Below are 24,406 nucleotides of genomic sequence, written 5' to 3' on the forward strand. Positions count from 1 at the left end.
CGGACCTGGGAACACCCGACGGCGAGGCGGTCCCGGCAATGCCGGGGCCGCCTCGCCGCGTGTCCGCAGGGCGGGATCAGACGCGTGCCGTCTCCGGCACGGGCGCGTCGGAGGGCTCCTGCGCGACGGGGGCCTTCGCGGGGCCGGGCTCCTCCTGGCCGACCGGCGGCACGTGCCGCAGCTTCGCCGCGATCAGGACGGCGACGCCGGCCAGCAGCACGGCACCGATGCCGGTGACGGCGTGCAGCGAAGCGGTGAACGCCTCCTGCGCCGGGGACAGGACCGCCGTGCGCAGGCGCTCCGGCGCACCGGCCACGGCGGCGCCCGCGCCGGCGAGGCTGTCGCGGGCCGCTTCGGTGATCGCGGCCGGGACGCCGGCCGGGATCGCGTCGTGGATCTGGTGGCGGTAGACGGCGCTGCCGACGGTACCCACGACCGCGATGCCCAGGGCGGAGCCGAACTCGTTGCACATCTGCGCCAGCGAGCCCGCCGAACCCGCCTTCTCCATCGGGGCGTTGGCGATCACCAGGTTGGTGCCGAGCGCCACCAGCGGCGCACCGCAGAAGGAGAACACGGCGAACCCGACGACCAGGGTCGTGACACTGGTGGCCTGGGTGAAGACGACCATGCAGATCGCGGTGCCCACCATGCCGCCGGAGATCAGGTAGGCGGGGCGGACCTTGGCCGCGATGGCCGGGGTGATGGCGAACGCCACCGTGGCGGCGGCCATGCCGGGCAGCATCGCCAGCCCCGACCGGAGAGTGGACAGACCGCCGACCAGCTGGAAGAACTGGGAGGCGAACAGCATGGTCGCGCCGCCCACCAGGCTGTAGGTCAGCAGGCTGCCCAGCGTCACGCTGAAGGCCCCGTTGGAGAACAGCTTCAGGTCCACGAGCGGGTCGCTCAGCCGGCGCTGACGGCGCAGGAAGAGCGTGCCGAAGACGAGGCCGGCCACCAGCGAGGCGAGCGGCAGCGGCTCCCAGCCGGTACGGGCCAGTTCCTTGATGCCGTAGATCAGCGGCAGGATGCCGGCGAGTGACAGCACGACGCTGAGCGCGTCGGCCCGGCCGGCCTTGGTGTCACGGAACTCGGGAAGGACGGCCGGACCGACCGCGAGGAGGAGGACCATGGCCGGTACGCCCAGCAGGAACACCGAGCCCCACCAGAAGGCCTCCAGCATGACGCCGCCCAGGACCGGGCCGATGATGGCACCGAGCGTGAACATGCCGCCCCAGATGCCGATGGCCGAGGCCCGCTGCTTGTCGTCGCGGAACATGGTGCTGATGAGCGCCAGGGTCGAGGGGGCCAGGGTGGCGCCGGCGATGCCGAGGACGGCCCGGGCCGCGATCAGCAGCCCGGGGCTGGTGGCGAACGCCGCCGTGACCGAGGCGATGCCGAACACGGTCGCGCCGATGAGCAGCAGCTTGCGGCGGCCGATCCGGTCGCCGAGGGTGCCCATGGTGAGCAGGAAGCCCGCCAGCGTGAAGCCGTAGATGTCCATGATCCACAGCTGCTCGTTGCCGTCCGCGCCCAGGTCCGCGCTCAGCTGCGGAAGGGCGAGCAGGAGCACGAAGATGTCGAAGGAGACCAGGAAGGTGGGCAGGGCGAGCACAGCAAGCCCCAGCCACTCCCGGCGTCCGGCCTTGGTTACCCCGCCGGTTGTCACGATTGCCGCCCTCCAGTCGGTAGTTAACTGGCTGTTTGATTAACGAGTCAGTTGATTATTGGAGGGTGGTCAGGACGCGTCAAGCGCGACTTCGGCCGCTACGCGCGAAGTCGGTGAACCGCCGTGGAAGTGCGCACGCTGGGAGATGCGGGCTCCTCCGCCGCCTCGTGACGATGAGGCCACGACCGGCCCGCCGGGCCGGTCGCGCACACCGTGGCATGCGGAGGGAGACGTGGTGGCCGGCAGGGACGACGCCGGGGCGAGACTGTGGGCCATGGCCCATCTGGCGACCCCGATGACGATACGCGTGGCCGCCACCCTGCGCGTCGCCGACCACCTCGCCAGGACACCGCACACCGCGCCGCGGCTGGCCGAGGCGGTCGGCGCCGACGAGGACGCGCTCGACCGGGTCCTCAGGCACCTCGCTCGCAAGGGAGTGCTGGAGCGGGACGACTCGGGCCGCTACACCCTGACCGAACTGGGCGAACCGCTGCGATCCGACCACCCCGCCGGTCTGTGCGCCATGCTCGACACCGAGGGCGCCGTCGGCCGCGCGGAACTCTCCTTCGTCCATCTGCTGCACAGTGTCCGCACCGGCGAGGCCGCCTTCCCGCTGCAGTTCGGCCGCACGTTCTGGGAGGACCTGGGCGAGGACGTCGAGCGCGCCGCCTCCTTCGACACGCGGATGAGCGCGGACCTGGCCGCCGCCCGCAGGGCGGACATCGTCTCCGGTTACGACTGGGGGACGCTGGACCACGTGGTCGACGTCGGCGGCGGCGACGGATCGCTGCTGATCGCGCTGCTCCAGGCCCACCCGCGGCTGCGTGGCACCGTCGTCGACCTCCCGCACGCGGCCCGGCAGGCGCACACGGCCCTCGCCGGGGCGGGGCTCGCCGACCGCGGGGAGGCCGTACCGGGCAGCTTCTTCGAACCGCTGCCCGCGGGGGCCTCGGGCTACCTGCTCTCCTCGGTGGTCCACGACTGGGCCGACGCCGAGGCGCGGGCCATCCTGCGCCGTTGCGCGCAGGCCGCGCGCCCCGGCGGCCGGGTGTTCGTCGTGGAACGGATCGGCGCCGACGGCGAGTCGCCGGGCACTGCGATGGACCTGCGGATGCTCGCCTACTACGGCGGCAAGGAACGCGGGGTCACCGAACTGTCCGCGCTCGCCGGGGAATGCGGGCTCGCCGTCGTCGCGGTGCACCCCGCCGGCGCCCTGTCCATCCTCGAACTGGCCGTGCGGCAGGGCGACACCTTCCCACCCCGATGAACCGCGGGCCGCTGCACCGGCCGTGGGGGCCCGCTCACGCGCTCGCCAGGAGATGCCGATGACCGTGTCCGTGCCGCCGCGACCCCGCGAGGTGATGACGGCACTCGTGTCCCCCGAGGGCCGCCGGGACCCCTACCCGCTCTACGACGCCCTCAGGGCGCACGGAGGTCTGGTCCCGGTCAAACCGGGGCTGATGGCCGCCGTCGGCTACGCCGAGTGCTCCCGCGCCCTGCGCGAGCCGCGGCTCCTGGTCCAGGACGCCGCGAGCCACGACGCGCTGTACCCGAACTGGCGTTCCCATTCCTCGCTGCGTGGTTTCACCAACTCCGTCCTCTACACCAACCCGCCGGACCACTCCCGCATGCGCCGCCTGATGAGCGCGGCGTTCACGCCCCGCAGAGTGGCCGGCCTCGAACCGGCGATCGTCCGGATGACCGACCGGCTGCTCGACCGCATGGCCCGCCTCGGCGGTGACGGCGCCCCGGTCGACTTCATGGCGGAGTTCGCCTACCGGCTGCCGGTCGCGGTGATCGGCGCGATGCTGGGAGTGCCCGACGACGACCGGATCTGGTTCCGCACCGCGGTCGAGCACGTCACCGTCGCGCTGGAGGGGGTCAGCCGGGCCTCGGACCTGGCCCCCGCGGACCGCGCGATGGACGAACTCGCCGCCTACTTCACCGCGCTGGTCGGCCGACGGCGCCGTCGGCCCGCGGACGACCTGATCAGCGCGCTGGTCCAGGCCCATGACAACGACGGCGAGCGGTTCACCGAGGACGAACTCGTCGGCAACCTCGTGCTGCTGCTCGCGGCCGGCTTCGACACGACCACCCACCTCCTCGGCCAGGGCCTGCAACTGGCGTTCGCGCACCCCGAGTGGGCCGCCCGGCTGCCCCACGACCCGCACCTCGCCGCCGGATACGTGGAGGAGACGCTGCGGATCGCTCCGCCGGTCCACGCCACCAGCCGCATCGCCGGCACGGAGGTGGACCTGCTGGGCACGCGCGTGCCGGCGGGCACCAAGGTGCTCGTCCTGCTCGCCGCCGGGAACCGGGATCCGCGGCGCTTTCCCGAGCCGCACAGGTTCGATCCGGCCCGCCCGGACGTGCAGCCCCTCAGCTTCGGTGCCGGGGCGCACTTCTGCCTGGGGGCGCCGCTCGCCCGGCTGGAGGCACGGCTCGCGCTGCCCAGGCTGCTCGCCCGGTTCCCCGGCCTCGCTCCTGCCGGGACTCCCACGCTCCGCGACCGGCTCGTCGTCCCGGGCCACGACGAGCTCCCGGTCACGGTCGGACGGCCGCCGGCCGCCGGGGACGGCCTTGGGGACCAACGCAACAGCCGGTACCGGTGAGGTCGGTCATGGCCGGGCTGTCGTGATCCGGCAGCACGAGTGATCAGCACCGGGCAGGCGCTCCGTGAAAGATCCACGGCCCCCGGGGCCAGGTGGTTGCGTCCGCCGCATCGCGGAGGAGCGGCTGCACACCACGGTCGCCAAGGCGGCCCGGCGGGCGGGCCCGGCGCTGCCGGGGGACCTGGTGGCGCTGCCGAGGACGCCGGAGGGCAAGCGGTACTCGTACCTGGAGCAGCCGCGCCCGCCGCGCGACCCGGACACGCCCGAACCGGACGAGGACGACGACGGCCGCGACGACTGGGCCCGGCACTTCACCAGGGCACCGGGTCAGCGCCGGCGTGGAGCCAGATTGCGGATCGACCGCTTGTGTCGCTCCAGTGTTCGGGCTGGTCAACGGTGGCGTGGAAAAATCTCGAAGAATGTCGTCGTCGGATGTCGAGGACCCGCTTCCCGCTCCGACCAAGGGGTGACAGCGCGCCGACGGGGCGCGCGGTATGGAGGGGACACCCGAGATGAAGTACGTCGCGATGATCTACGGCAACCAGGCCAAGTGGGACTCCTTCCCGGCCGAGGAGTGGCCGGAGGCGATCGCCAAGCAGGAGGCGTTCAACAAGAAGTACCGCGAAAGCGGTGAACTGCTGGGTGCCTACGGCCTGGCGGACGCTGCCAACGCTCAGCTCGTACGCCGCAAGGACGGCGCCCCGGCGGTCACCGACGGCCCGTACCTGGAGACCAAGGAGTACATCGCCAGCTTCTACGTGCTGGACTGCGACAGCCTGCAGCGGGCGCAGGAGATCGCCGCGGACATGCCGTTCGCCGATGTGGAGCCGGTGGAGCTGTGGCCGGTGCTGCACGAGTCCGCGGCGGACGTGTGACCGCCGTGCGCCACGCCGTCGAGGACCTGCTGCGCGAGCTGGCTCCGCAGGTCCTCGGCGCGCTCGTACGCCGCTACGGCGTCTTCGACGCGTGCGAGGACGCGGTCCAGGAGGCGCTGCTGGCCGCCGCCCTGCAGTGGCCCGACGAGGGGGTGCCGGACAGTCCCCGGGGCTGGCTGGTCACCGTCGCCTCCCGCAAGCTGGTCGACCAGATCCGCAGCGACAGCGCCCGGCGGCGCCGCGAGGAAACCCTCGCGCTGGCCACCCCCCAGGCGGAGCTGCTCAGTCACGCCGCCGACGCCGTACCCTCCACGGACCGGGACGACTCGCCGGCCCTGTTGTTCCTGTGCTGCCACCCCGCGCTGTCCCCGGCCAGCCGGATCGCGTTGACCCTGCGCGCGGTCGGCGGCCTGAGCACCCCACAGATCGCCTCGGCCTTCCTGGTCCCCGAGGCGACCATGGCCCAGCGCATCAGCCGCGCCAAGCAGACCATCAAGGCCTCCGGCACCTCCCTGGCCATGCCGGAAGGGGCCGACTTCGCCGAACGGCTGGCCGCGGTGCGGCACGTGCTCTACCTCGTCTTCAACGAGGGCTACACCACCACCAGCAGCGCTGACCTGACCGCGCCGGAACTGTCCGCGGAGGCGATCCGGCTCACCCGGATGCTGCACCGCCTGGTGCCCGACGACACCGAAACCGCCGGACTCCTCGCGCTGATGCTGCTGACGGACGCCCGCCGCCCCGCCCGCACCGGCCCGTCCGGGGAACTGGTGCCGCTGGCGGAACAGGACCGCGGCCGGTGGGACCGCCGGCTCATCGCCGAGGGAGTCGCTCTGATCAGCCGGACCCTGCCGTGCGGCCAGGTCGGCCCGTACCAGCTGCAGGCGGCCATCGCGGCCGTGCACGACGAGGCCGAGGACACCGACGCGACCGACTGGCCGCAGATCCTCGCGCTGTACGACCTCTTGCGGCAGTTCGGGCCAAACCCGATGGTCGACCTCAACCGCGCCGTCGCTGTGGCCATGGTCCACGGCCCGGCCGCCGGCCTCGGCCTGCTGAGGGAGCTGGAGGGCGACAAGCACCTGACGCGTCACCACCGGCTGCTCGCGACCCGTGCCCACCTGCTGGAACTGCTCGGAGAACACAAGACCGCGGCGGACGCCTACCGCGAGGCAGCCCGCCGCACCACCAGCACCCCCGAGCGCCGCCATCTCATCGCCCGCGCCCACCGCCTGGAGGGCCGCGCCTGACGCCGTGGGCGGAACACACCCTGGTCCGCGCGCCGAGCCCGCCCACCGCAATCGGGGCGGACCACCGACTGCCCGCCGGCAAACGACGGCGAGCTCAAGCGGTCAGCGCATCACCGCTGTTCGGAAGGCCGGCGTAGACCTCCGCCGGAGTGCGGTAGCCGTGGGTTCCACGTGGACGGCGGTCGAGCTCGTGGGCGATGGCGTCCGGGTCGGCCCGGCTGGACGTGCGGAGGTCGGCGCCCGGCCGTCAAGGCCGACGCCGTACGCGCCTCGTACCCGGACGGCCGGGCGATACCGGCTGTTCCGTTGGTCCCCAAGGCCGGGGGACGCCGGTGGAAGGAAGCCCCGCCGGTGGTGCGGGCCCGCGGCGTCGGGTGCGTGGCTCCCCGCGGGCCGGGTCCCGGCCCCCGTCCTTGGAGGTGCCCGGGGCGGGACCCGGTGCGGCGGGCGGGGGCGCCTGTCACGCCGTCGGGGCAGTGGGTGAGCGCGCCTCACGGCGTCGTAGGGCGGAGGGGGCCGGGGCGGCGGGACCTGCAGGCGGACCCGGCGCCGACGGGGGCGGCGCGGGCCGGGGGCGGACCGGCCGCGCCGCCCCGGCGGGCGGTCAGACCACGGAGGCGGGCCGCTCCTGCTGCTGCGGCCGCAGCCCGCCCGGGCCGTCGGCGCGCGCGGTGCGCGCGGCCTCCCGCTTGGCTATCCACCTCTCGCCGGCGCGCATCAGCGGACGCTCGAGGAAGTAGTAACTCGCCGTCGCGATCGCGATGGTGCCGACGACGACCACGCCGAACATCTCCCAGAAGCCGACTCTTCCGATCAGCATGGAGGCCGGCACGGGCGGAGCGCCGAAGATGCTGCCACTGCGGAACCAGAGGTACATCACGACGAAGTGCCACAGGTACAGGCCGTAGGAGATACGTCCGAGGAAGCGGGTGGGGCGGTTGGACAGCACCGCGTCCATCAGCGGCGTGCTGGCCTTCGGGGCGACCAGCGGGACCATCAGCAGGAAGGCGAAGGCGAGGAAGGCCAGGTGCTGGACGAGCGCGAACTGGGGGCTTCCGTAGTCCCACGTTCCGGGGTTGCCCAGCGGGGCCGCGCACACCACGAGGTAGGAGGCGAGCGCGCCGAGCCAGAACAGGCCGGGCCGCTTGGCGGCGGCGCGGTACAGGCCCGGCGGCGACTGCGGCGACTGCTCCGCCCTGACCGACAGGATCGCCAGCCCCATGCCGACCGCGAACAGGCCGAGGCGGCTGAACGGCCACCAGTACTGGGGCGGCCAGGGACCGAGGTGCTCCATGTGCATGTACCCGGCGAAGACCCAGCCGATGACCACCATGACGCCCAGCGGGATCATCATCCGGCGCACCTTGCGCGCCGGGTCGTCGACACCCTTGGCCAGCCGGTTCATCAGCAGCGCGAGCAGCGGCAGGGCGAGGTAGAACTGCGCCTCGGTCGGAATGGTCCAAGTCGGGTCCATGCCCGCGTACCACACGTAGTCGTAGTCCTGCATCAGCAGCAGCGGACGCAGCACGTACCACACCGAGTCGATGCTGGTGTAGTTGAGGAACAGCAGGCAGAAGGCGGTCAGCAGCCAGTAGCCGGGCATGAGCCGCAGACCGCGCCGCAGGAAGAACGGGCCCAGGGAGGGCTTGGGCGTGCCGCGCAGGGTGGCGCGCGCGAAAGGCTTGTACAGCAGCATGCCGGACAGGATGAAGAAGGGCCCCAGCCCCACCTCCAGGCCGACCGCCAGAATGGACCAGATGCCCTTCTGCGGCGGCCCGGACTCGGAGCCGAGGACCACTCCGGTGCTGAATGCGACATGGGTGAAGACGACGATCATCGCGCAGATCCCGCGCACCCCGTCCAGGTTCGCGATCCGTCTTTTCTCGCGCGCTTCCACGGGGGACCTGGTCCCGAGTGCCGTCATAGCGGCTACCTCCTGTGTTCGATCGGCCGCTCCAGCATCGTTTTTCGGCCACTAAGGCCGCATCTCTTCGCTTGCGCATTCGATTTCGGGTCTCCGGTCCCGAAGGGCCGGGCAGGAGGGCGCCGGGGGAGGGGCGTCAGGGATGTGACGGCACCCGTCCCCGGGCCTGGAAGACCGAGGTCCGGGTTCTGCCGTCGCCGAGATCGGTGAACACCATGCTGGAGGAGATCCCCGACGCGGCGTCGGTGTAGGACAGCAACTCCGGTTCCACCACCGCGAGGAAGGTGCACTTCATCGGGTACTCGGTGGCGTCCGCGTCCGCCACGGCGGTGCTTTCGAAACGTCCGCCGGCCCAGGGCTCGATGGTGACGCTGGACGGCTCGATCGTCGTACCCGCAGGGCCCCAGAACTTCACGAACTGCTCCGGTTCGATGAAGGCCCTGAACACCAACTCGCGCGGCGCGTCGAACACTCGGGACAAAGTGAGCTCGCCGAGCCCCGCATACTGGTCGGTGGTCGTGGGCTTCGCCACGTGAACTCCCTGATTCGTCGGCGAGTGATTTTGGCCCAGGCTCGCAGGCGGGACCACTGCCCGCATCTTCCTGCGTGCTGAGTTCGCGGCGCAGGGACCCGCGCCGGACGGCCCTCGCCACCGCTTCCGGGGCGCCGGTGGCGCCGAGCACTTACGAAGATGCGTCGGCGCAGGCGGCGACATGACGATTTCGGGGATCCCACGGCCGCGCGAAGGAGACATCCCATGACGCATCCTCTGAAGATCCTCGCCGTCAACGGATCGGAGCGCGACGGCAACACGGCCGACGTCCTCCGGTACGCGGCCGCGATCGCCGAGCAGCGCGGCGTCGCGTTCGAGACCGTCGACCTGCGTGACATCCGGATGGAGCGCTGCGGACCGTGCGGCGACTGCAACGACCGCCCCGTGCCCTGCGCGGTGGCCGACGGAGTGCCCGCCGTGGTGCGCAAGATGATCGAGGCGGACGGCATCGTCTTCGCCGCCCCGGTGCACGGCTTCGGCACCGCGAGCCTGATGCAGACGTTCATCGAGCGGGCCGGCGTCGGCTACCTGCGCTTCGACCGGCCGCTGAGCAACAAGGTCGCCGGCGTCATCTCCGTCGCCCGCCGCTACAGCGCCGGCGAGGTGTGGGCGCAGCTCACCGCCAACGCGCTGCTCAACCGGATGATCCTGGTGGGCAGCGGGTTCCCCGCGACGGTGCACGCGCTGCACCGCGGGGACGCCCTGCGGGACGACGAGGGACTGAAGAACGTCGAGCGTCTGATCCGCCGCATGGTCGACATGATCCAGCTCCTCGACGAGCACCGCCGGCTGACCGGACGCGACGACCTGCTGGCCGCCGGTGACGTCAACGAACGCGTCGGCCTCGCCCTGAACGAGATGAAGGTGCCGGCATGACCCCCGCGCTGCGCGCCCCCGCTCCCGGCCGGAGCCTCACCGACTTCCTCGCCGAGTACCACAAGGTCAGCCGCTCCTTCTACGACGGCGTACTCACCGAGTCCGAACTGGCCCGCTGGCGCGCGCGGCAGCTGACCACCGTGCTGCGCCACGTGACCGACCGCTCCCCGTTCTACCGGTGCCACCTGGCCGGTGTGGACATCGACGGCGTCACCCCCGAGGACCTGACGGCGCTGCCCTTCACCACCAAGGACGACCTGCGCCGCGAGATGCACGACGTGCTGTCGGGCCCGGTCAGCGAGGCGAGCGTCTACTACGAGACCAACGGGACCACCGGCACCGCCACGCCCTGCCCGCGCGGCCCCAAGGACATCGCCACGTCCAACGCGGCCGTCGAGGAGTCCTGGCGGCGGCTGTTCCGCGCGCACTTCGGCGACCGCATGCCCGTCGTCGGCCTGATGGGGCCGTCCGAACTCTACGCCTTCGGTGACGTGTTCACCGCCGTCACCGCTTCGCTGGGAGCCTGCCACGTCAAGATCTGGCCCGAGTCCCCGCGGGTGGGCTTCCGCAAGGCGCTGCGCCTGATCGAGGAGCTCGGCGTCGAGGTCGTCGTCTGCGCACCCGCCCTGTGCCTGAGCCTGGCCAAGGCCGCGCTGCACTACGGCTACGACCTCGCGCGGCTGCCGGTGAAGCTGTTCCTGGTGCTCGGCGAGATCTGCACGCCGCAGTTCGCCGCCAACGTCTCCACCGTGTGGCCCCGGGCCGTCGTGCGCCCCGCGCTGTACGGCTCCCAGGAGGCGCTGTGCATCGCCACGGGAGCCGACACCGGCCGGCTCCACCTGTCGGTGCCCAACTACCTGGCCGAGGTGATCGATCCGGACAGCGGCAGGGCACTCGGCGACACCGGCGAGGGCGAACTCGTCCTGACCATGCTCGTCGACGGCATCAAGCCCCTGATCCGCTACCGCACCGGGGACCTGGTCCGCATCACCCCCGCGCCACCCGGCGCACCGCTTCCGGGACCCGAGATCGAGGTCGTGGGCCGGATCGCCGACCGCATCGCGCTGGGCCGCACCCGCCTGTACCCGGGCCAGCTGGAGAGCGCGGTCCTCGACGGAGTGCGCGGATGCCTGGGCTACCAGGTGGTCGTCGAGCGCGCGAGCGGCGGCGGCGACGAGATCACCGTCCGCATGGACCTGCTGCCCGCGGTCGCCGACCCGGACGCCACCGCCGACGCCGTGGTACGGCGGCTGCGCGCGCTGACCGGTGCCTCGGCCCGGGTCGTCGTCGACACCGCCCTGGACCCGGTGACCCACACCGGTTCCTTCGTGAGCTGGAAGGCGGCCCGGGTGCTCGACCTGCGCGCGGTCCCCGACCACGCGACCGTCACCGCCCGGCAGGTCGCCCACCGCTACGCGATCACCACCTGAACCGAAGGACCCCCTGATGACCGATCCGCGCCCGGCACCGGCCGCGGTCCGTGTGACCACCCGGACGCACCCGCTGCCCCGGGTGCCGATGCTGCCCGCCTACCGGGCCCTGGCCGGGCGCTTCGGCGCCGACGACGTGTACCTGCTCGAATCCGCGGCGGGCCCGATCCGCGAGTGCCGCTACCAGTTCCTGGGCTTCGGGGCGCTGCTGTCCGTGGCGGTCACCGACGGGGCCGTCCGCGTCGAGGGCGTCCCCGCGCTGCGCGAGCCGCTGCTGGAGCGCATCCGCCCGCTGGTGACCGAGGACACCGACGGCACCCTGCGGCTGCGCGCCCCCGCCGGCCTGTGGCCGCTGCTGCGCGGTGCCCGCGCGCTGTTCGACGCGCCGGGATCGGACGCCCGGTTCCGGTTCGGCTTCCTCGGCTACTTCGGCTACGACACCGCCCGCTACGTGGAGGACCTGCCCCGCCTCATCGAACAGCGCCCCGGGCTGCCCGACGTCCAGCTCGTCCTCCACCGGGGCCTGGTGGTCCGGGACGCCGCCGAGGACCGGACCGAGCTGCTGCTGCACGAGTCCGACGCCTGGCCGGCGCCGGACGCCCGGGAGCTCACCGCGCTGCTGGAGGACGCCGAACACAGCTGGCCCGAGCCCGTCGCGGACGTCGTCCCCGAGGCGCGGGTGAGCGACGACACCGACCCGGAGACGTTCCGCCGCGACGTGGAGAGGTGCCTGGAGCACATCGCGGTCGGCGACATCTACCAGGTGCAGATCGGCCACGAACTGGCCCTCCGCTCCGGCGCCGACCCCGTCGGCGTCTACCGGCGGCTGCGCCGCCGCAACCCCTCCCCGTACATGTACCTGGCGAGCGTCGGCGGACAGCGCGTCATCGGCGCGAGCCCGGAGCTGTTCGTACGGATCGAGCGGGGCACCGTCACCATGCGGCCGATCGCCGGGACGGTGCCGCGCCTCGGCGACGACGAGGCGGGCGCGCGGCGGCTGCGCTCGGACCCCAAGGAGATCGCCGAGCACACCATGCTGGTGGACCTGTGCCGCAACGACATCGGCCGGATCGCCCGGGCGGACTCCCTGGAGGTCCCCGACGAGTTCGCCGTCGAGCGCTACTCCCACGTGCTGCACCTGGTGTCGACCGTGACCGGCCGGGCGGAGACCGGCACGGATGTCTTCGACGCCGTCGCCGCCCTGTTCCCGGCCGGCACCATGACCGGTACGCCCAAGATCCGCGCCATGGAGATCATCGAGACCCTGGAGAAGAGCCGCCGCGGCCTGTACGCGGGCGCGCTCGGCGTGATCGACGTCGGGGGGTACACCAACCTCGCCCTGTGCATCCGCACCCTCTTCCACCACGACGGCGTCTACCGCACGCGCGCCTCGGCGGGCGTCGTCGCCGACTCGGAACCGGCGAGCGAGTGGCGCGAGACGCTGGCCAAGATGAGTGCCGCCCACTGGGCGGTCACCGGGAAGGAGCTGCTGTGACGCCCCCGCCCGCCGCGACGGGAGCGCGCCGCGCCCCGCGGCCGCGCGTCCTGGTGGTCGACGCCTTCGACAGCTTCGTCGACATCCTGCGCCAGTACCTGATGTCCGCCGGAGCCGAACCGGTCATGGTGCGCTCCAACGCGCTGCGCCTGGCGGACGTCGAACGGTGCCTGCCCGACGCGATCCTGCTCGGCCCCGGTCCCGGGCATCCGGACGACTCCGGGCACGTCGAGATCGTGCGGGCCTTCGCCGGGAGGCTGCCGTTGTTCGGCGTCTGCCTCGGCCACCAGGCCATCGGCCGGGCCTACGGGGCTGAAGTGGTCCCGGCCCGGCGGCTGGTGCACGGCAAGGCCAGCCCCGTCCGGCACGACGGACGGGGCCTGTTCACCGGGCTGCCGGACCCGTTCTCGGCGATCCGGTACCACTCGCTGATCGTGCCCGAGACGACCGTGCCGGCGTGCCTGGAGGTCACCGCCCGCTCCGCCGACGACGGTTATGTGATGGGGCTGCGGCACCGCACCCTGCCCATCGAGTCCGTCCAGTTCCACCCGGAGAGCTTCCGCACCGACCACGGCTTGCGGATCGTCTCCGGCTTCCTCGACGCGGTACGGCGGTTCTCCGCCGCGCACGGCCACGCCACGGCGGCGTAGCGGGCGGCCGCGAAGAGGGCACGCAACGAGATGTGCGGCCGGCCGCGCCCGTGATGGGCTTTCGGCGTTGGCGTCACGCATTTCCCGGAGGCGACGTGGAGTACTGGAACGGCACAGCGGAGACCATGCCCCGCGAGGAGCTGGAGCAGTGGCGGTGGCGCCGGCTGCGGCGCGCCCTGGACCACGCCCGGCGCACTTCGCCCTTCTGGGCCGAACGGATCCCCGAGGGCATCACCTCGATGACCGAGTACACCGAACGCATGCCCTTGCTGTACAAGGCGGACCTGCTCGCCTCCCAGCGGGCGGTACCGCCCTACGGCACCTGGCCCTCGCTCGACCCGGTGCGCGGCGTGCGCCACCACCAGACCAGCGGCACCAGCGGCAACCCGCCGGTGCGCACGTTCGACACCGAACGCGACTGGAAGTGGATCACGGACACGTTCTGCACGGCCCTGTACGCCAACGGGGTGCGCGCCCACCACAAGGGCCTGGTGGCCTTCGGGTACGGCCTGTTCGCCGGTTTCTGGGGCATGCACTACGCCCTGGAACGCATCGGCTGCACCGTCTTCCCCGCCGGCGGCCTGGACTCGCAGGCGGTGATCCGGCTGCTCGTCGACCACCGGATCGAGGTCCTCGGCCTCACCCCCAGCTATGCCATGCGGCTGATCGAGACCGCGCGCGAGATGGGCGTGGACCTCGCCCGTGACGCGGGCGTGCGGATCATCCTGGCCGGTGCCGAGCCGCGCTCCGACTTCACCACCCGCACCATCGAGCAGGCCTTCGGCGCCCGCGTGTTCAACGCCGCGGGGACCACCGAGTTCGGCGCGGTCTTCATGTTCGAGTGCCCCGCGCGGCGCGGCGCCTGCCACATCAACGAGCCGACGGTCATCGAGGAGGTGCTGCACCCGCGGACGAAGGAACCCGTGGGCTACGGCGAGGAGGGCGTGCGCGTCACCACCGGCCTGTACCGCGAGGGCATGCACCTCTTCCGCCACTGGACCGAGGACATCGTGGTCAAGCGGCCCTACACCGACTGCGGCTGCGGCCGGACCTGGGACTTCCTCGACGGCGGCATCCTCAGGCGCGTCGACGACATGCGCAAGATCCGGGGAGTCTCCGTCACCCCGGTGATGATCGAGGACGTGCTGCGCGCCTTCACCGAAGTCAGCGAGTTCCGGTCGTCCATCCGCACCGTCCGCGGACTCGACACCATCCATGTCCAGGCCGAGGCGGGCGGCGTCACCGGCGAGGCGGCGGCAGCCCTGTGCGCCCGCATCGCCGAGGAGTTCAAGCGAGAGATCGGCATCCGGCCGCAGGTGGAGCTCGCCCCGCCGGGCAGCCTGCCCCGGACCAAGTGGAAGGCGGCACGACTTCATGACGAACGACACCTCACTCACGCCTGAGCAGCGCGACCGGCTGCTGGAGAGCTACCGCGCCCTGGCGGACCTCTCCGGCACCTGCCGGGTACCGGCGGTCGGCGCCGCACTGCGCGGCGCCCTGGCCGAACTGCGGGTCGCCCTCGACGGGCAGGCGGTCGAGCTCGACGACTACTACCAAGAGGACGGCCGCCGGGTCGCCGGCATCACCCGGGCGGCCTGAGACGGCACCGGCCGCCGGGCACGGCGCCCGGCGGCACAGCACCGAGGGGGCGGACCGGCCGGTCCGCCCCCTCTGCTCTCCCCGTGCGGCGGGCCTGGGGTCTTTCGTTTGGATCAGGTCGGATCAGGGAGCGGGACCCGGTGCCGTGCATCGCAAGGCGGAGGAGGGCGCCATGGCGGAGCCACGGCAACCGACGACGACGCGGCGAGGCACGGCACCAGGCCCCGCGAGCCCGGCACGATCCGAACGAGAGACCCTAGTCCGACGTGCCCTTCACCGCGTTCTCCAACTGGGCGCCGGTGTAGGCCTCCGCGTCGCGGAAGTACTCCACCCGCAGGCTCTCGGCGCTGCGCACCCCGTTGACGACCCGGTCCTTCTCGTAGGCGTCGAGCAGCTCCTGGGCCTCGGTGGTGGCCTCGGCGAACCGCCGGCCGGGCCCGGCACCGCGCCGCAGCACGTCGTCCATCGCGCGGGTCATGACGTCCTGCGCACCGGCGAAGTCCCCGAACAGGGCGCCGCGGCACGGCGGCACGCCCGCGCCCTCGGCGTAGGAGCCGAGCTGCTCGCTGGCCAGGCGGTGGTGGGGGTGCGCGTCGAACCAGCCCTCCTCCTCCAGCAGGCGGTAGGAGGAGCGGGTGACCGGGACGAAGCTGGAGGCGATGTGCCGGTCGGCGGCGTTGCGCGGGTTGTTCAGGAACTGCATGAACGCCAGCGCGCCGTCCTGGGTGACCTCGTCGAGGCCGTTCGCCAGCCACAGCGAGGTGCCGGCGATGATGTTGCCCCCGTAGGGCTCGCCGTCGCGGTGGGGGAAGCGGCCGACGGACATCTCGAACCCGGCGTTCCGCGCCGCCGTCGCCATGTAGTTGAGGTCGTTGGAGGAGGTGATGCGCAGCGCCACGTCCTGGTCGGCGAACGCCTTGAGGTTGCCCTCCCAGTCCGGGATCTTGCCGGTGTAGAGGTAGTGGCCCCTGCGGTGCAGCTCGCGCCACCACGAGGCCCAGGTGAGCATCTCCCGCGAGGCGAGGTCCAGCCGGCTCGCCCGGCCCGCGCGGCCGTTGGCGTTGTCGGCGAGCTCGCCGCCCTGCACCGCGAGCGCCTGCTGGAAGAACAGGCCGTGGTTGGCCCAGGTGATGCCGTGCGGGGGCCCGTCCGGCAGGGCCGCCACCGCCTCGCAGGCCGCCTCGATCCCGCCCCACGTCGTGGGCAGGGAGGTGACACCGGCCCGGTCCAGGACCGTCTTGTTGCCGTAGATCAGCATGGCGGTGACCACGGCGGGCATCGAGGTGAGGTCGCCGCCCGGCGAGTAGTGCTCGCGCACGGCCGGCAGGAGGTCGTCGACGACCACCGGCTCGCCGAGGATCTCGGTGCGGCCGGCGATCGCCTTCTGCACCGAGGTGAACAGGGGGCGGCCGTCGCGGGTGCGCGAGTCCCGGGCCGCCTGGGTGACCGCGAAGTAGTACTCCGCGACCGCCGGCGGCCGCCCGGCGTCCGCGGCCTGGGCGATCTGCTGGGACAGCAGCCGGAAATCCCGGCCCTCGATGTTGATCCGGTACTCGGGATGCGCCTTCTCGAACTCGGCTCCGAGCCGGTGGAGCCGGTCCATGTAGCCGGGGAACGTCAGGTCGGCCACCCAGACGTCGATCACGGTCCTGGCGGTCATGCGGGGCCTCGTCTCTCTAGGTCTGTCTTGTCGAACCGTCGGGGCGCGTCCCACCGTGCCGTCAGGCCGCCGCGGCCACGGGACGCAGGGTGCGGGCGAAGGCGCGGATGTCGCCGGTGAGCGCGGTGGGCTGTTCCAGCGCGGCGAAGTGGCCGCCCCGCTCGAACTCGGTCCAGTGCGTGATGGTGGGGATGTCCCGGTCGGCGAGGCTGCGGACGGGGACGAAGATGTCGTCGGGGAAGACGGCGACGCCCACCGGCACGGTCAGCGGCGGCGGCACGGTCCCGGCCGCCGCGGCGCGCACGCCGGCCGCGCCCTCGTAGTAGAACTGGGCGGACGAGCCTGCCGTCGCCGTCAGCCAGTAGATCGTGACGTTCGTCAGCAGGCGGTCGCGGTCGACCGCGTCCTCGGGCCGCTCCGTCGCGCCCGTCCAGTCCCGGAACTTCTCCACGATCCAGGCGAGCTGGCCGGCCGGGGAGTCGGTGAGCGCGTAGGCGAGCGTCTGCGGGCGGGTCTGCTGCAGCTTCATGTAACCGGAGAGCTCCGCGTCGAAGCGGGCCAGTCCGCCCAGGCGTTCCAGGTCGCGCTCGTCGAGACCGGCCAGCTCGGCGGGGTCACCGGAGGGGAAGGTCATCAGCATGTTCACGTGGACGCCGATGACGTGCCCGGGGTCGGTGCGGCCGAGTTCCAGGGAGATCACCGCTCCGGCGTCGCCGCCCTGCGCGAGGTAACGGCCGTAGCCCAGGCGGGCCATCAGCTCGGCCCAGGCGCGGGCGATCCGCGCGGTGTCCCAGCCCGCCTCGGGCAGCGTGGAGAACCCGTAGCCCGGGATGGACGGGATGACCAGGTGGAAGGCGTCCGACGGATCCCCGCCGTGCGCCCGCGGGTCGCTCAGCGGCCCGATCACGTCCAGGAACTCGGCGACGGAACCCGGCCAGCCGTGGGTGAGCAGCAGCGGCGTCGCGTCGGGCTCGGGGGAGCGCACGTGCAGGAAGTGCACGCGGGCACCGTCGATCTCCTCGGTGAACTGCGGGTGGGCGTTCAGCTCGGCCTCCGCGGCGCGCCAGTCGAAGGAGTGGCGCCAGTACGCGACGAGCTCCTTGAGGTACCCCAGCGGCACCCCGCGGTCCCAGCCGACACCGGGCAGCTCGCCCGGCCAGCGGGTCGCGTCCAGGCGCCGGTGCAGCTGGTCGAGCTGGTCCTGCGGGATGTCGATGCGGAAGGGTCGCATGAGGGCTCCGTCGGAGGCTGGCCGCCGGGCGGCCGGGAATCGGGGGAACACGGGCGGACTCCCACGCAGCGGGACCGGTTCCCGGACCACCCGGAGCGCCCGGCTGTATCGTCCGCCGCCCCCGGAGCCGCCCGCATCTTGCGGATTGCTGCGCCGGACCGCCCGCGGGTCCGCGGGGCGCAGGAGCGCAGCCCGGAAGATGCGGCGGTCCTGCGGCCCCTGGAAGCGTGGCGCATCGCGCGCGGTGCCGGCGCCTGCCGCACCGATCCAGGAAAGGACACCGCAGATGACCGTCTCCCCCGCCCCCGCCCCCGCTCATGCCCCGGCCGTCGGTCTCGCCGAGCGGTTCGTGCGCGCCGCGCCGGACGAGGTGCCCGCGCGTTTTCACGCCCTGGTGGCCGCCCTGTGGGACGACGGCCGGGCGAGCGCGGACGCCCCGGCCGCGGTGCCGTCGCTCGTGACGGCCCTGGAGCGGGCCGGCACCGAGCGCAAGGGGTACCTGGCCGTCCTGCTGGGTCTGCTGGCCGAGACGGAGTACCCGGACCTGGACGGCCCGCTCACCCGCGCCGTACGCAGCCGGCTGGACGTCTACCTCGAGTTGCTGGCCGGCGAGGACATCGGCACGCCGCTCACCCTCGCCCTGCTCTACCTGCTGTCGCACTTCCCGGGCGAACGCGAGCGGATCCTCGCCGCGGTCTCGCGGCTGGACCTGGAGGCGGAGGACCTCTCCCGGCTGGACCGGTCGCTCAGCGCGCTCGACCCGTCCCGCCCGGACCTCGGCCGGGTGTGGCCCTCGCCGTCGGTGTGGACCCTGAACGAGCAGGAGCGCGCCTTCGACCGGAGCTGGATCGGTGGACTGACGCCGGCGCAGACCGTGGCGGCCTGGGAGGACGACACCCGTACCGTCCTCGGCTGCACCGGCGCCCGCGCGTACTGGGCGGTGTGCCACGGCGATCCGCGCAACCTGCCCGCCGCCCCCCTCCCCGAGCGCCGTGACATCAGCCTCCCCGTCGCCGACTCGGCCCTGTTCGCCCCGCACCTGGGCGCGCTGCGCTGCCCCTCCTGCCAGGCCTCCCTGACCTGCGACGAGGGCGTCGTGCGCTGCTCCGGCTGCACGGCCCGCTACCCGGTCGCCGGCGGCATCCTCGACCTGACCGCGACCGCCGGTCACGAGGGCGACGCCGCCGATTTCCTGGAGAAGCTGTCCCGGGTGCCCAGCATGGGGCTGTTCTACGAGGCCGTCGCCCGTCCCGCCTTCCTGCGGGTGTCCGGCTCCAACTGGGGCGGCGCGGTCACCGAGGAGGACGAGGACCGCTACCTCGCCGAACACGTCCGGCCCGTGGAGGGCCCCGTCCTCGACCTGGGGGCCGGCGCCGGCCGCTGGACCGCCGTCGTCGCCGAGACGGTGGGCGCCGAGCGGCTCATCGCCCTGGACAGCGCGCTGCCCATGCTCAACGTGCTGCGCGGACGGTTGCCGCGGGTCCCCTCCGTACTGGCGTCCGCCGCCGAACTGCCCTTCGAGGATGCCTCCGTGGGCGCGGTGGTCTGCTGGAACGCGCTGCAGGCGTTCTACGCCGACGCCGCCGCGGCGGTCGCCGAGGTGGGCCGGGTGCTGCGGCCGGGCGGCACCTTCACCCTGATGACCTTCCGCCGCTCCGACGACCCGGTCTACCGCTACTTCCAGTCCGCCCATCGCTTCCCCCAGCACCGGGGCGGCCTGCAACTGTTCGACCCGCAAGAACTCAAGCGCTGGCTGGCCGACGCCGGCCTGACGGTGCGCGAGGAGAGCGGCCCGGGCACGTTCGTTTTCCTCACGGCCGTGCGTGAGAAGTGACATACGGGAGGAACCCTGCCATGCGTCAGCACGATGTCCTCCCGGTGGCCTGCGCGGCCCCGGGCACGGCGGAGTACGACGAGGCCGCGGCGGTCTTCAACCTCGCCGCCCCGGCGCGGCCGGCGGTGGCCGTGACCGCGCGCAGCGTGGCCGAGGTCCGTGCCGCCGTGCGCGAGGCCGACGCCCGGGACCTGCCCGTGCGCGTGCACACCACCGGACACGCCGCCGGCGCCCGCCCGGCCGTCGACGGCGGCCTGCTCATCCGTACCCGTCTGGACGGCCCCGTCGTCGTCGACGCCGAGCGCCGGACCGCCCGGGTGCCGGCCGGCGCCACCTGGGGCGAGGTCGTCGCCGCGGCCGCGCCCCACGGCCTGGCCGCCCCGCACGGCTCGGCCGCCCACGTCGGTGTCGTCGGCTATCTGCTCGGTGGGGGAGTCAGCTTCTACGGCCGGTACACGGGGCTGGCCGCCAACCGTGTGCGTGCGGTCGAACTCGTCACCGCCGACGGCGAACTGGTCCGCGCGGACGCCGCGACCGATCCCGAACTGCTGTGGGCCCTGCGCGGCGGCGGAGGCGGTTTCGGGGTCGTCACCGCCGTCGAGGTCGAGCTGTTCACCGTGGCGAAGGTGGTCACCGGAGCCGCCTACTGGTCCGCGGCCCATGCCCGTCCGTTGCTCAGGGCCTGGCGCGACTGGGCGAAGGAGGCGCCGCGCCGGGCGACCACGTCGCTGCGGGTGATGAACCTGCCGCCGGTCCCCGGGGTGCCGCCCGCCCTGGCGGCCGGCCCGGTGCTGTGCGTCGACGGTGCCGTGCTCGCCGCGTCGCGGGAGGAGGTGGCCCAGGCCCGGCGGCAGGCCGAGGACCTGCTCGCACCACTGCGCGGCCTGGCCGAACCGCTGATGGACACCTGGGCGCTGACCGACGCCGCCGGCGTGCTCGACGCCCACATGGACCCGGCCGAACCGGTCCCCTTCATCGGCGACCACCTGCTCCTCGCCGATCTCGGCGACGATGCGGTCGACGCGTTCCTGGACGTCGTCGGCGAGGGATCGGGATCCCCGCTGGCCGTGGCGACGCTGCGTCAGCTCGGCGGGGCGTTCGCCGACGCCGACCCGCGCGGCGGCGTGTTGAACCGGGTGGACGCGGCGTACGCCTACATGGGCTCCGGTCCGCCGTTCGGGCCGGTCACCGCGGCGGACCTGGAGGCGCACTGCGCCACCGTCCGGTCCGCCCTGGCGCCCTGGGACACGGGCCGCACGGTGCCTTCCCTGGTCGAGGGGGCGGACCGGCCGCAGTGCCATCTCGACGCCGAGGCCAGGAGCGCCGTGGACCGGGTGCGGGCGCGGATCGACCCCCGCGGCCGGTTCGCCGGTGACATCGCGCCCGGCGCGACCGCGGCCGGCTGAGGGCCACGAGGCCGGGGCGGTCCTCCTTGCCGGGTGAGCAACAGTCCCCGAGTTCCGCGTTCGTCCCCCAGGTCCTGGCACCACTGAGAGTGCCTGGACCTGGCCTGTTACCCCGTCCGGTGCGGGAGATGGAGCCCTCCGACGCCGACGTCCATCTCGGCGCGGTGCTGCGCGACGCCAAACCGTCGACCCGGACCGGCCGGGTGGGCGCACTGGCGGTGTTCTTCCAGGTTCTTCCAGATTCTTCCAGTTCCTTGAGCTGCGGCACAAGGTCGAGCTGCACGACCTCACCGGCCGCGTTGTCGAGTGCCCGCTGGTCGAGATGAACCGGCCGCGGGCCTCGGTGGGACCGCAACCGCGGATCCCGCCCAGCGAAGCGGAGATCGAGGCACTGTTCGCCGGATGGCGCGAGGGGCTGGTGACCTGCCGCACATTCGGCCCGGCCGCCCGTGATTACGCGGTGGCCCGGCTGGCGGCCGACGTGGGTCCGCGGATCGACGAGGCTCCGGAAGGCCGGCGAACTCCAGCGGATGCTCGCCGAGCGTGGCGTTGTGATCAGCGCAGGGAAGATGTCGGGGCCGTGGTCCGGTCGGCCGAATACCGTCAAGCTCGATGAGCTCGACGTCATCTGCGCGGTGCTGTGCGGCCATCGCCCAGAACCCGCCCGACGACCAGATCGAGCAGACCGCCAGGAACGAATGAGTCCCCCTGCCCATCAGGCGCTACGGCCTGCATCCATCAATGCCCGGAGATCATCAGCGGGCGTGGCTTCGGGGCGGTCGGTTGCACTCGATCGGTCTCACAGCTGCGGTGGGACCGGCCGGCCGAGGAACGCGGCGAGGCGATCGATGGCCGGAGCGGTCTCCTCGACGGGTTGCGGCTCGGCGAATCGTCCCGCTCGGGACTGGGTGGAGAGCTGGGCCTGAGCGAAAGCCAGGGCCCGCTCGGCAACGTCTTCGGGCAGCCGGACAGGGATTCGGGTGGCCTGGGCGAGGTCCCATCCGTGAGCGAGCAGATCGTACAGGCGGATCTGCAAGCGCTCGGCGCCCGTGGCACTCCCCAACGGGCCGCGATAACTCCGCTCCAGCACCCCGGGGCGGGAGAAAGCCGCCAGCAGCGAAGCACTGGAGGACCGGTAGGCGCCGACCGGGTCGTCACCGAGGCGGTCTGCTCCGCGTTCGGGCATCGGGCCGCCCTCGATCATGGCTGCGAACACCAGGTCCATGCCGACCAGGTGGGCCACCACCTCGCGCACGTTCCATTCCGCGCACGGCGTCGGCTCCTTCCACTGCTCGGGGCGGACCTCGTCGAGCAGGTCGCCGACGGATTTGCATGCACGTGCGAGATCTTCGACGGAAACGGTAGTCATCCGAGGAGACTACGGCGTTCAACTGTCCGGCTGCCCACGGAATTTGCATCGGTGCGAAGAAGCCCTGCCGAAACGGGCGACCGCGCGATCGCTGAGCGTCGATGAGGGGCAGCTGTCGCAGACACCTGCCCCGCTCACCGGAGTCGGCGACGACGGACCCACCGCACTTCCGAGCGCACCTGCAGAAGACGCCGCGGGTTCCCGGTGAAAGTCCCTCGGTCACGCTGAACCCACGGCCCACGTGTCGTTGACGAGCGCCGAACCGGGTGACAAGTAACCGCCAGTAGCTTTTGAATCGAAGGCGCCCCGCTCACTCATCGGTGTCGTCGAACGCTTCGGCTTCGGCGAGGAGGCGGTAGACGGTGGTGATTGAGGGGTGCTCGCCCTTGTTCTTGCCCGAGGGGATGACGAGCTCGCGGGCGATCTGCGGAACCGTGACGCCCTGGGTGCGCAGGGCACGGGCGTGGTCGGCCATATCGTCGTCGACGACCTTGGGGCGCCCTCCGTGACGACCGCGCTCGCGGGCGGACGTCTTCAATGCGATCGCCGAGCCGCAGCGCCGGGAGATCCTGGTGCTGCTGCGGGCGGGTGAGCGGTCGGTGACGGAGTTGGCCCAGGAGTTGGGGATGACCCAGCCGGGGGCGTCCAAACACCTGCGGGTGCTCCGGGAGGTCGGGCTGGTGCGGGACCGCAAGGCAGGCAAGCAGCGCCTGTACGGCCTTGACGCCAGCGGACTGCGGCCCGTCCACGAGTGGGCCGGTGGTTTCGAGCAGTTCTGGAACGAGAGCTTCGATCGACTGGACGCCTACGTGCAGGACCTGAAGCGGACAAGGAAAGCGGAGTAGCTGGATGAGCACGGCAGAACAAGGAACGCCGGCGCAGTCGGCGACAGCCGACCGCGAGATCGTCATCTCCCGGATCATCGACGCCCCACGGGAGCTGGTGTTCGAGGCTTTCACCGAGGTGCGGCACCTGTCGCAGTGGTGAGGGCCGGAAGGGTTCACCACCACCATGCGGGCGTTCGAGTTCCGCGTCGGCGGGGAGTGGGACTTCGTGATGCACGGACCGGACGGGACGGACTACCAGGAGTGGATCTCCTGGACCGAGCTCGCCCCGCCGGAACGGATCGCGATGCTCCACGGTGAGACCCGCGACGACCCGAACGCCTTCGAGTCGGTCCTGACGTTCACGCCCGACGGTGCGGCGACCCGGATCGAGATGCACACGGTGTTCCCCACCAAGGAGCAGCGCGACGAGGCGGTCGAGAAGTACCACGCGATCGAGGGCGGCCGGCAGACCCTGAGCAACCTGGCGGCCTACGTCACCGAGATCGTTCGGAAGGGAGTCGAGGGCTGATGGCCGGGAAGGTGTTCTTCAGCGTGTCGATGTCGCTGGACGGGTTCATCGCGCCCGAGTCCCGCGAGGACTTGATGGGGCAGCAGTGGATGGAACTCCAGCGGTGGATCTTCCCGCAGCGGTTCTTCCGGGAGAACCTGAAGCTGGGCGAGGGCGGCGAGGAGGGGCGCGACAACGACATCGTGCGGGAGACGTTCGAGCGCACCGGCGCGAGCGTGATGGGCAAGCGCATGTTCGACGCCGGCGAGCAGATGTGGCCGGAGGAGGCGCCGTTCCACACGCCGGTCTTCGTCGTGACGCACGAGAAGCGCGACCCCTGGGAGCGGCCCGGCGGGACCACCTTCCACTTCGTCAACGACGGCATCGAGACCGCGCTCGACCAGGCTCGCGAGGCCGCCGGCGACCGCGACGTCCGCATCGCGGGCGGCGGCGCGACGATCCTGGAGTACGTGAACGCCGGCCTGATCGACGAGTTCTCGATCGCGCTGTCACCCGTGCTGTTCGGCTCCGGAATCCGCCTGTTCGAGGGCGTGGACGCGGGCCGCGTGGCCTTGGAGCAGGTCCGCGCGGAGCCCTCCCCGAGGGTGACGCACCTGACCTACACCGTCCGGGGGCGGTAG

General features: G+C 72.5%; 21 protein-coding genes and 3 pseudogenes. 16 read left to right on the forward strand and 8 right to left on the reverse strand.

Annotated elements, in window-relative coordinates; translation table 11 throughout:
- Positions 1 to 76: 76 nt before the first annotated feature.
- A complete protein-coding gene (locus ACSU6Z_RS29660) occupies positions 77 to 1,666 on the reverse strand; it encodes an MFS transporter (protein ID WP_437050723.1) in 1,590 nt (529 codons plus the stop codon).
- 235 nt (positions 1,667 to 1,901) lie between these two features.
- Here ACSU6Z_RS29660 and ACSU6Z_RS29665 point away from each other — a divergent pair, with 235 nt between their 5' ends.
- From ACSU6Z_RS29665 to ACSU6Z_RS29680, 4 genes are all read left to right on the forward strand, one after another.
- On the forward strand, positions 1,902 to 2,933 hold the full coding sequence (locus ACSU6Z_RS29665) for a methyltransferase (protein WP_437050724.1): 1,032 nt from the start codon (positions 1,902 to 1,904) through the stop codon (positions 2,931 to 2,933).
- Positions 2,934 to 2,991: 58 nt separating this feature from the next.
- Complete coding sequence (locus tag ACSU6Z_RS29670; protein WP_437050726.1) at positions 2,992 to 4,278, forward strand: cytochrome P450; 1,287 nt, start codon at positions 2,992 to 2,994, stop codon at positions 4,276 to 4,278.
- Positions 4,279 to 4,790: 512 nt separating this feature from the next.
- On the forward strand, positions 4,791 to 5,153 hold the full coding sequence (locus ACSU6Z_RS29675) for a YciI family protein (RefSeq protein ID WP_437050727.1): 363 nt from the start codon (positions 4,791 to 4,793) through the stop codon (positions 5,151 to 5,153).
- Complete coding sequence (locus ACSU6Z_RS29680) at positions 5,150 to 6,403, forward strand: RNA polymerase sigma factor (RefSeq protein WP_437050729.1); 1,254 nt, start codon at positions 5,150 to 5,152, stop codon at positions 6,401 to 6,403. The genes ACSU6Z_RS29675 and ACSU6Z_RS29680 overlap by 4 nt, the downstream gene beginning before the upstream one ends.
- A gap of 94 nt (positions 6,404 to 6,497) precedes the next feature.
- Here the strand turns inward: ACSU6Z_RS29680 and ACSU6Z_RS29685 are convergent.
- From ACSU6Z_RS29685 to ACSU6Z_RS29695, 3 genes and pseudogenes are all read right to left on the reverse strand, one after another.
- Positions 6,498 to 6,641: pseudogene (locus tag ACSU6Z_RS29685) on the reverse strand (IS30 family transposase); the annotation flags it as partial.
- Between the two features lie 366 nt (positions 6,642 to 7,007).
- Complete coding sequence (locus ACSU6Z_RS29690; RefSeq protein ID WP_437050731.1) at positions 7,008 to 8,327, reverse strand: acyltransferase family protein; 1,320 nt, start codon at positions 8,325 to 8,327, stop codon at positions 7,008 to 7,010.
- A gap of 136 nt (positions 8,328 to 8,463) precedes the next feature.
- Positions 8,464 to 8,859 (reverse strand): SRPBCC family protein, encoded by a 396-nt coding sequence (locus ACSU6Z_RS29695; protein ID WP_437050732.1) that lies wholly within the window; start codon positions 8,857 to 8,859, stop codon positions 8,464 to 8,466.
- 225 nt (positions 8,860 to 9,084) lie between these two features.
- Between ACSU6Z_RS29695 and ACSU6Z_RS29700 the strand changes: the two genes are divergently transcribed.
- From ACSU6Z_RS29700 to ACSU6Z_RS29725, 6 genes are all read left to right on the forward strand, one after another.
- Positions 9,085 to 9,756, forward strand: a complete 672-nt coding sequence (locus tag ACSU6Z_RS29700) for a flavodoxin family protein (RefSeq protein ID WP_437050734.1) — start codon at positions 9,085 to 9,087, stop codon at positions 9,754 to 9,756.
- Entirely contained in the window at positions 9,753 to 11,186 is a 1,434-nt protein-coding gene (locus ACSU6Z_RS29705) for a phenylacetate--CoA ligase family protein (RefSeq protein ID WP_437050736.1), read from the forward strand. Before ACSU6Z_RS29700 ends, ACSU6Z_RS29705 begins: the two co-directional genes overlap by 4 nt.
- Before the next feature lie 16 nt (positions 11,187 to 11,202).
- Positions 11,203 to 12,681, forward strand: a complete 1,479-nt coding sequence (locus tag ACSU6Z_RS29710) for an anthranilate synthase component I family protein (RefSeq protein WP_437050737.1) — start codon at positions 11,203 to 11,205, stop codon at positions 12,679 to 12,681.
- Positions 12,678 to 13,331, forward strand: a complete 654-nt coding sequence (locus tag ACSU6Z_RS29715) for an anthranilate synthase component II (protein ID WP_437050739.1) — start codon at positions 12,678 to 12,680, stop codon at positions 13,329 to 13,331. The genes ACSU6Z_RS29710 and ACSU6Z_RS29715 overlap by 4 nt, the downstream gene beginning before the upstream one ends.
- Positions 13,332 to 13,426: 95 nt before the next feature.
- A complete protein-coding gene (locus tag ACSU6Z_RS29720; RefSeq protein ID WP_437050741.1) occupies positions 13,427 to 14,734 on the forward strand; it encodes a phenylacetate--CoA ligase family protein in 1,308 nt (435 codons plus the stop codon).
- Positions 14,706 to 14,930: a DUF6052 family protein gene (locus ACSU6Z_RS29725; RefSeq protein ID WP_437050743.1), complete on the forward strand. Its 225-nt coding sequence runs from the start codon at positions 14,706 to 14,708 to the stop codon at positions 14,928 to 14,930. The genes ACSU6Z_RS29720 and ACSU6Z_RS29725 overlap by 29 nt, the downstream gene beginning before the upstream one ends.
- A 256-nt stretch (positions 14,931 to 15,186) precedes the next feature.
- Here the strand turns inward: ACSU6Z_RS29725 and ACSU6Z_RS29730 are convergent, their stop codons facing one another.
- Positions 15,187 to 16,590: an extracellular solute-binding protein gene (locus ACSU6Z_RS29730; RefSeq protein WP_437050744.1), complete on the reverse strand. Its 1,404-nt coding sequence runs from the start codon at positions 16,588 to 16,590 to the stop codon at positions 15,187 to 15,189.
- 61 nt (positions 16,591 to 16,651) lie between these two features.
- Positions 16,652 to 17,821 carry an epoxide hydrolase family protein gene (locus ACSU6Z_RS29735; RefSeq protein WP_437050746.1) on the reverse strand — a complete coding sequence of 390 codons (1,170 nt, stop codon included), beginning with the start codon at positions 17,819 to 17,821 and terminating at the stop codon, positions 16,652 to 16,654.
- Between the two features lie 286 nt (positions 17,822 to 18,107).
- Between ACSU6Z_RS29735 and ACSU6Z_RS29740 the strand changes: the two genes are divergently transcribed.
- From ACSU6Z_RS29740 to ACSU6Z_RS29750, 3 genes and pseudogenes are all read left to right on the forward strand, one after another.
- Positions 18,108 to 19,655, forward strand: coding sequence for a methyltransferase domain-containing protein (locus ACSU6Z_RS29740; RefSeq protein ID WP_437050748.1), 1,548 nt, complete (start codon positions 18,108 to 18,110; stop codon positions 19,653 to 19,655).
- A 20-nt stretch (positions 19,656 to 19,675) separates the two neighbouring features.
- Positions 19,676 to 21,061: an FAD-binding oxidoreductase gene (locus tag ACSU6Z_RS29745; RefSeq protein ID WP_437050749.1), complete on the forward strand. Its 1,386-nt coding sequence runs from the start codon at positions 19,676 to 19,678 to the stop codon at positions 21,059 to 21,061.
- 452 nt (positions 21,062 to 21,513) lie between these two features.
- Positions 21,514 to 21,706, forward strand: a pseudogene (locus ACSU6Z_RS29750) (helix-turn-helix domain-containing protein); the annotation flags it as partial.
- 154 nt (positions 21,707 to 21,860) lie between these two features.
- On the opposite strand, the gene ACSU6Z_RS29755 reads toward ACSU6Z_RS29750, so the two are convergent.
- Both ACSU6Z_RS29755 and ACSU6Z_RS29760 read right to left on the reverse strand, forming a co-directional pair.
- Positions 21,861 to 22,430 (reverse strand): TIGR03086 family metal-binding protein, encoded by a 570-nt coding sequence (locus tag ACSU6Z_RS29755; protein WP_437050751.1) that lies wholly within the window; start codon positions 22,428 to 22,430, stop codon positions 21,861 to 21,863.
- A 310-nt stretch (positions 22,431 to 22,740) separates the two neighbouring features.
- Positions 22,741 to 23,079, reverse strand: a complete 339-nt coding sequence (locus tag ACSU6Z_RS29760) for a hypothetical protein (protein WP_437050753.1) — start codon at positions 23,077 to 23,079, stop codon at positions 22,741 to 22,743.
- On the opposite strand from ACSU6Z_RS29760, the gene ACSU6Z_RS29765 reads away from it, so the two are divergent.
- From ACSU6Z_RS29765 to ACSU6Z_RS29775, 3 genes and pseudogenes are all read left to right on the forward strand, one after another.
- Complete coding sequence (locus ACSU6Z_RS29765) at positions 22,973 to 23,275, forward strand: ArsR/SmtB family transcription factor (RefSeq protein ID WP_437050804.1); 303 nt, start codon at positions 22,973 to 22,975, stop codon at positions 23,273 to 23,275. The genes ACSU6Z_RS29760 and ACSU6Z_RS29765 overlap by 107 nt on opposite strands.
- 4 nt (positions 23,276 to 23,279) lie before the next feature.
- A pseudogene (locus ACSU6Z_RS29770) lies at positions 23,280 to 23,786 on the forward strand (SRPBCC family protein).
- Positions 23,786 to 24,406 (forward strand): dihydrofolate reductase family protein, encoded by a 621-nt coding sequence (locus ACSU6Z_RS29775; RefSeq protein WP_437050755.1) that lies wholly within the window; start codon positions 23,786 to 23,788, stop codon positions 24,404 to 24,406. The pseudogene ACSU6Z_RS29770 and the gene ACSU6Z_RS29775 overlap by 1 nt, the downstream one beginning before the upstream one ends.

The organism is Streptomyces sp. enrichment culture (assembly GCF_964273145.1).
Taxonomy (GTDB): Bacteria; Actinomycetota; Actinomycetes; order Streptomycetales; family Streptomycetaceae; genus Streptomyces.

Coding starts and splice junctions, on each gene's coding strand:
- ACSU6Z_RS29710 (WP_437050737.1), top strand. CDS start 11,203: ATGACCGATCCGCGCCCGGCACCGGCCGCGGTCCGTGTGACCACCCGG.
- ACSU6Z_RS29725 (WP_437050743.1), top strand. CDS start 14,706: ATGACGAACGACACCTCACTCACGCCTGAGCAGCGCGACCGGCTGCTG.
- ACSU6Z_RS29755 (WP_437050751.1), bottom strand. CDS start 22,430: ATGACTACCGTTTCCGTCGAAGATCTCGCACGTGCATGCAAATCCGTC.
- ACSU6Z_RS29670 (WP_437050726.1), top strand. CDS start 2,992: ATGACCGTGTCCGTGCCGCCGCGACCCCGCGAGGTGATGACGGCACTC.
- ACSU6Z_RS29775 (WP_437050755.1), top strand. CDS start 23,786: ATGGCCGGGAAGGTGTTCTTCAGCGTGTCGATGTCGCTGGACGGGTTC.
- ACSU6Z_RS29705 (WP_437050736.1), top strand. CDS start 9,753: ATGACCCCCGCGCTGCGCGCCCCCGCTCCCGGCCGGAGCCTCACCGAC.
- ACSU6Z_RS29745 (WP_437050749.1), top strand. CDS start 19,676: ATGCGTCAGCACGATGTCCTCCCGGTGGCCTGCGCGGCCCCGGGCACG.
- ACSU6Z_RS29690 (WP_437050731.1), bottom strand. CDS start 8,327: ATGACGGCACTCGGGACCAGGTCCCCCGTGGAAGCGCGCGAGAAAAGA.
- ACSU6Z_RS29730 (WP_437050744.1), bottom strand. CDS start 16,590: ATGACCGCCAGGACCGTGATCGACGTCTGGGTGGCCGACCTGACGTTC.
- ACSU6Z_RS29740 (WP_437050748.1), top strand. CDS start 18,108: ATGACCGTCTCCCCCGCCCCCGCCCCCGCTCATGCCCCGGCCGTCGGT.
- ACSU6Z_RS29675 (WP_437050727.1), top strand. CDS start 4,791: ATGAAGTACGTCGCGATGATCTACGGCAACCAGGCCAAGTGGGACTCC.
- ACSU6Z_RS29700 (WP_437050734.1), top strand. CDS start 9,085: ATGACGCATCCTCTGAAGATCCTCGCCGTCAACGGATCGGAGCGCGAC.
- ACSU6Z_RS29735 (WP_437050746.1), bottom strand. CDS start 17,821: ATGCGACCCTTCCGCATCGACATCCCGCAGGACCAGCTCGACCAGCTG.